This is a genomic window from Streptomyces sp. RP5T, from assembly GCF_003933965.1.
Taxonomy (GTDB): domain Bacteria; phylum Actinomycetota; class Actinomycetes; order Streptomycetales; family Streptomycetaceae; genus Streptomyces.
The window spans coordinates 1-4537 of sequence record NZ_RSAJ01000634.1; the positions used below are offsets into that span (position 1 = coordinate 1).

The window sequence follows — 4537 nt, forward strand, 5'->3', positions numbered from 1 at the left end:
CGGACACCGCGGGCTCACCCCCCAGCTCCGCCACGTCACAGTGAAGTCGCGCGGCCAGCTGCGCGAGCACCTCGGGCGACGGCGACCGCTTGCCCGCCTCGACGAGGGAGATGTAACTGGGTGACAGTCCGTCACCTGCCAGATCCGCCTGGGACATGCCCGCCGCCCGACGCAGCCGCCGAATCCGCGCACCGACATCCGCCGTGACAGCCGTGTGCTCCGCTTCGGCACGTCGGCTCACGTGATCGCCTCCCATGCGACGTCGTTCCAGAGCCCGTGGCGGACGATGACGCGGCACCGTCGGCGGATCGGCACCGTAGGCGATCCGAGACCGCCCTGGAGCATCGGCCCAACGGTGGCACAGCGTCGGACCGGGTCCCCGTACCTGGTGCACCGGACCGTAAGAGCCGGACCTGGAGTCGTACAGGAACTTGGTGACTTCGGCCCCGCTGTGTATGTCCAGGTTGCGGATGCGCTCATCGGCGATGAGAATGCCGGGCCGCCCGTCCAGCACGCGGGCGGCGGCGAAGCGCTGCTGCCGATCGCTGGAGAGCCCCAGGACGGACTTCCCGACAGCGTCTCGCACCGGTCAGAGCCACTGAGGGTAATTCGCTGATGGACGAGCCATCTACGCGTTGCAAGAACGCGACGAGGGCAACCATGCACTACACCTTTCTTTCCAGAGTGGGGTGCTCGATGACTTCCGTGACCCACAGCTGGCCCCGAGCGTTACGCGTGAAATCTAGCTCCACCAAACCAGCAACCGCGTGCGCAATTGTTGGGTAAGCCTGCCGCTTAGAACCGGGGCATACCATCTATTCACAACCCGGGCGGTGCAGTTCCGTTGTGCCCAACCGCTGCTCAGGCAGGCGACCGTGGTTCTCAGCGCGCTATGACCAATTCCTGTGTGCTGGTGACCGTGCCATCCGCATGATGGGTTAGACGGACGACCAGGACGTGCTGGCGGTCCGTCGGCCCGGTTACGTAGAACGGCCGCCCCTTGTTCAGATTGGGTGCTCTGAATTCCACGCGGGTACCGAAGGCACCGCTAGCAAGTTGGCAACTCGTGGCCAATGTACGACCGAACGGATCACGGTTGTGACCGGTGGCCTCGACGTCGTAGTCGACCTTCTTGTTATCAGGCCGGGTTACGGTACCAAGGTTCACCGTGGCCCAAACGTGGACTTTCACGTCCGAGCAGACGGCGACGTCACTGCCAGTTTCCAAATCCGGATCGCCGACTACCTTGCCCCCCGTGACTAGCCCGACCAACCAGACGGCACCCGCCAACGCGGCGATCCCCACGACGATGATGGCAGCGCCGAGCAGAATCATCGAGCGCGGGCGAACGATCCGGAACATGCCCCTCCTAAGGTGACTGTGGACGGCGAACCGACTGTCGCGCGTGGTTGACCGCCGTCGTGCTTCGACGGCGCTTGCCCGTCTGTCTGCCGTGCCGACCTGCCGAGCTTCAGCCCTTCCAGGGGGACTGCCACAGGTCACATGAGTCAAGAACGTCTCGGAGGGGTTGCGTGGTTCACTCAGGCCCACGCAACGCAGTCGGCGATCCCAGGCGATCGCCTCCGCAGCGCCGTAGCCGGTGGTATGCGTGAGCATGATGACCTCCGGCTGACGCCCGCTCTCGGTTATGGCTGCCATTGGTCTGTGAGCTGACCCCGGTTTGGTGGAGTCCCTGAAGCCAGGCTTATGATCCTTGCCCGAAGGAGAACCACGAGCAGTGAGCCTCTTCAGAACGGCCACCGATCGGGTGACGCCGGAAGCAACGGCCGGCATCAGCACGGCGGCAATCTCCCTGCTCGGGAGCGTCGTCAACACCTGCCACGACATCACCCTCACGAGGCACTACTGAAGAAGCTCAGTGCCAGCACCACGTAAGTACCCGGACGAGCTTCGCGAGCGGGCCGTCCGCGAGGTCCGCACCACCGGCCGTCCGATCGCGCACGTCGCGAAGGGCCTGGGCATCCACAAGGAGGCTCTGCGCGGGTGGGTGCGCCAGGCTGAGGCGGACGCCGGCGAACGCGATGACCGGTTGACCACCGCAGAGCAGGAAGAACTGAGGCAACTCCGCCGTGAAAACGCGGAGTTGAGGCGGGCGAACGAGATTCTGAAAGCCGCGAGCGCGTTTTTTGCGGCGGAACTCGACCGTCCCCGGACGAGGCCGACCAGGTGATCGAGCACCTCAGGGACAAGGGCCTCGGGGTCGGGTTCGCCTGCCTGGTGCTGGGGCTGTCGGAGTCGGCGTATTACGCGCGCAAGAAGCGGCCGAAGTCGGCCCGCCGGCTGCGTGACGAGCAGATCACGCCGCTGATCGAACAGGTCTATGCCGAGTCCGGCGGAGCACCCGCGCGCTCAAGCGCAAGGGTGTGCAGGTGGCCCGCTGCACCGTCGAGCGGTTGATGGACGAGCTGGGCCTGGAGGGCGTCATCCGCGGTCAGCGGCGGCGGACCACCGTGCCTGAGCCGTCGGCACCCCGCCCGCCGGACCTGGTCGACCGCGACTTCACCGCATCCCGGCCGGATCAACTGTGGGTGGCGGACATGACGTATGTCCGCACTTGGACGGGCTGGGTGTATGTGGCGTTCGTCCTGGACGTGTTCTCCCGGATGATCGTCGGCTAGCAGGTCGCCAACCACATGCGGACCGAACTCCCGTTGGAGGCTGTGGAGATGGCGCTGTGGAGGAGACGGATCAAGAAGGACTCCGGGCTGATCCATCACAGCGACAGAGGGTCGCAAGGCCGAATTCAATCAGTCGTCGCAACACCTTGATTTCGGAGGTGTTCATGATGGCTACGGAGGACTGGAGCAGGAAGACCGGCGATGTGCCCGAGGGGCTTCGGCGGCAGTGGCGTGCTCGCGTCATGTCGTGTGCCTGATGGGGGCACGGCAGTGGCGTGCTCGCGTCATGTCGTGTGCCTGATGGGGGCGCGAGCATGGATGCCGTAGGCAACCGACTTGTCCGACGAGCAGTGGGCGCTGATCGAGCCGCCACGTGAAGCCTCTGGCGGAACGGGTGCTCTTGGTCGTGAACCCGTCTACCAGGGGCTTCACTCGCCTGTCACCCCAACTACCGCACCGAATCTGCAGGTTGGAAAAGGCTCACTACTGAGTTTTTCGTTAGTTCTGTGGGTGCAGGAGCTTCAGCGGTGTGAGGCTGTTGGTGTGTCTTCCGAGTCGCGGTCTGTGGTTTCCGATGTGTCCGTTCCGCCCCTGACACGACCCCAGTTGGCCGAGTCCCGTCGCATACGGGCGGCGGAGTTGTTCGAGCAGGGACGTTCCACATCCGAGGTTGCACGGATGGTCGGGATGCATCCCGAGAGCGTGCGCCGGTGGAAACGCTTATGGGAACAGGGCGGTGCTGCGGCACTGCGGCGGCGTCCGGCCACCGGTCGGCCGCCGAAGCTGGATGATGCCCAAGTCCAGGCTGTTCGGGCCGCGTTGGAGCAAGGCGCCAAGGCGCACGGGTTCGAGGCAGACCTGTGGACGTTGGAACGGGTCGGCGTGGTGGTGGAGCGGGTGACTGGAGTGAAGCTGGCTCGAGCCTCGGTATGGCGCCTGCTGACCGGGCGGCTGGGATGGAGTCTGCAGCGGCCCAGGCGCCAGGCCGTAGAGCGGGACGAGTCCGAGATCGCCCGATGGGTCGCGCAGGAATGGCCGCGCATCAAAAGGGGGCGGTGAAGAAACGTGCCTGGATCGTGTTCTTTGACGAGTCGGGCGTGTCCCTGCTGCCCCAGGTCCGTCGCACCTACGCACCCCGCGGCCGCACTCCACTCTTACGGCACCGGCTGAACTGGAAACGAGCCGGGATGGCCGCGGCTCTGGGTTACCACGCCGCCGACCGCGATCGCGGCCCGCGGCTGTGCTTCCACCTCAAGCCGGGCAGCTACGACACCACCTCCCTGATCGGAGTACTTGAGCAGATCAAGACTTTCTATGCCGGCGAGCCGGTGGTGTTGGTCTGGGACGGACTGTCCGCTCACTGGAGTCGGGCCATGCGGGCCTGGGCCGCCGAGCAGGACTGGCTGACACTGGAGCGGCTGCCGGCCTACGCACCCGAACTCAATCCGGTCGAACTGTTGTGGTCGGCCATCAAGACCAGTGAGCTGGCCAACCTCGCCGGCGACCACCTCGCCGACGTCGCCGACGCGGCCGAACGCGGCATCCACCGAGTCTGCTCCAGCGAACAACTCCCGTGGTCCTTCCTCACACACCGGACTCACAATCCATCCCTAAACACCACAGAACTAATGAAAACCTCAGTAGGAACAGGACTTAACGCCTTCTCGATAATTATCAACTACACAGTTACTCCGCTCGCTTGACAGACCCTCAAACTCGAACTGTTCACGACTGAGAGTCCCGACAGCCCCCACCAGCCCCAGGGTTGGGCGGGGGAAGTGATGGGGTAGCTCACTTGTGCAGGTCCCAAATGTGCCACGAGGGCGGGGTCGGCCAACCCGCCCCGCAGTCGGCTGGCTCGGGATCCCTTCTTCTCTTTGGCCGTTTCGCCTCTGCAG

At 65.0% G+C, this 4537-nt stretch carries 7 protein-coding genes and 1 pseudogene; 6 read left to right on the plus strand and 2 right to left on the minus strand.

The annotated features are described in order from the left end of the window. On the minus strand, positions 1–256 hold a 256-nt coding region (locus EHS43_RS38025; RefSeq protein ID WP_148104200.1), incomplete at its 3' end, for a helix-turn-helix domain-containing protein. A gap of 626 nt (positions 257–882) precedes the next feature. Further along, positions 883–1362 carry a hypothetical protein gene (locus EHS43_RS38030; RefSeq protein ID WP_125195169.1) on the minus strand — a complete coding sequence of 160 codons (480 nt, stop codon included), beginning with the start codon at positions 1360–1362 and terminating at the stop codon, positions 883–885. Positions 1363–1738: 376 nt separating this feature from the next. On the opposite strand from EHS43_RS38030, the gene EHS43_RS48400 reads away from it, so the two are divergent. From EHS43_RS48400 to EHS43_RS38055, 6 genes and pseudogenes are all read left to right on the plus strand, one after another. Further along, positions 1739–1870, plus strand: coding sequence for a hypothetical protein (locus tag EHS43_RS48400; protein WP_260470508.1), 132 nt, complete (start codon positions 1739–1741; stop codon positions 1868–1870). Positions 1871–1879: 9 nt separating this feature from the next. After that, positions 1880–2166: pseudogene (locus EHS43_RS38035) on the plus strand (transposase); the annotation flags it as partial. 21 nt (positions 2167–2187) lie between these two features. After that, complete coding sequence (locus EHS43_RS38040; RefSeq protein WP_125195171.1) at positions 2188–2418, plus strand: hypothetical protein; 231 nt, start codon at positions 2188–2190, stop codon at positions 2416–2418. Continuing rightward, positions 2391–2639: a DDE-type integrase/transposase/recombinase gene (locus EHS43_RS38045; protein ID WP_260470903.1), complete on the plus strand. Its 249-nt coding sequence runs from the start codon at positions 2391–2393 to the stop codon at positions 2637–2639. Before EHS43_RS38040 ends, EHS43_RS38045 begins: the two co-directional genes overlap by 28 nt. Before the next feature lie 576 nt (positions 2640–3215). Beyond that, positions 3216–3698, plus strand: a complete 483-nt coding sequence (locus tag EHS43_RS46840; RefSeq protein ID WP_260470905.1) for an IS630 family transposase — start codon at positions 3216–3218, stop codon at positions 3696–3698. Then, positions 3671–4342: a transposase gene (locus tag EHS43_RS38055; RefSeq protein ID WP_260470904.1), complete on the plus strand. Its 672-nt coding sequence runs from the start codon at positions 3671–3673 to the stop codon at positions 4340–4342. The genes EHS43_RS46840 and EHS43_RS38055 overlap by 28 nt, the downstream gene beginning before the upstream one ends. Positions 4343–4537: the final 195 nt, after the last annotated feature.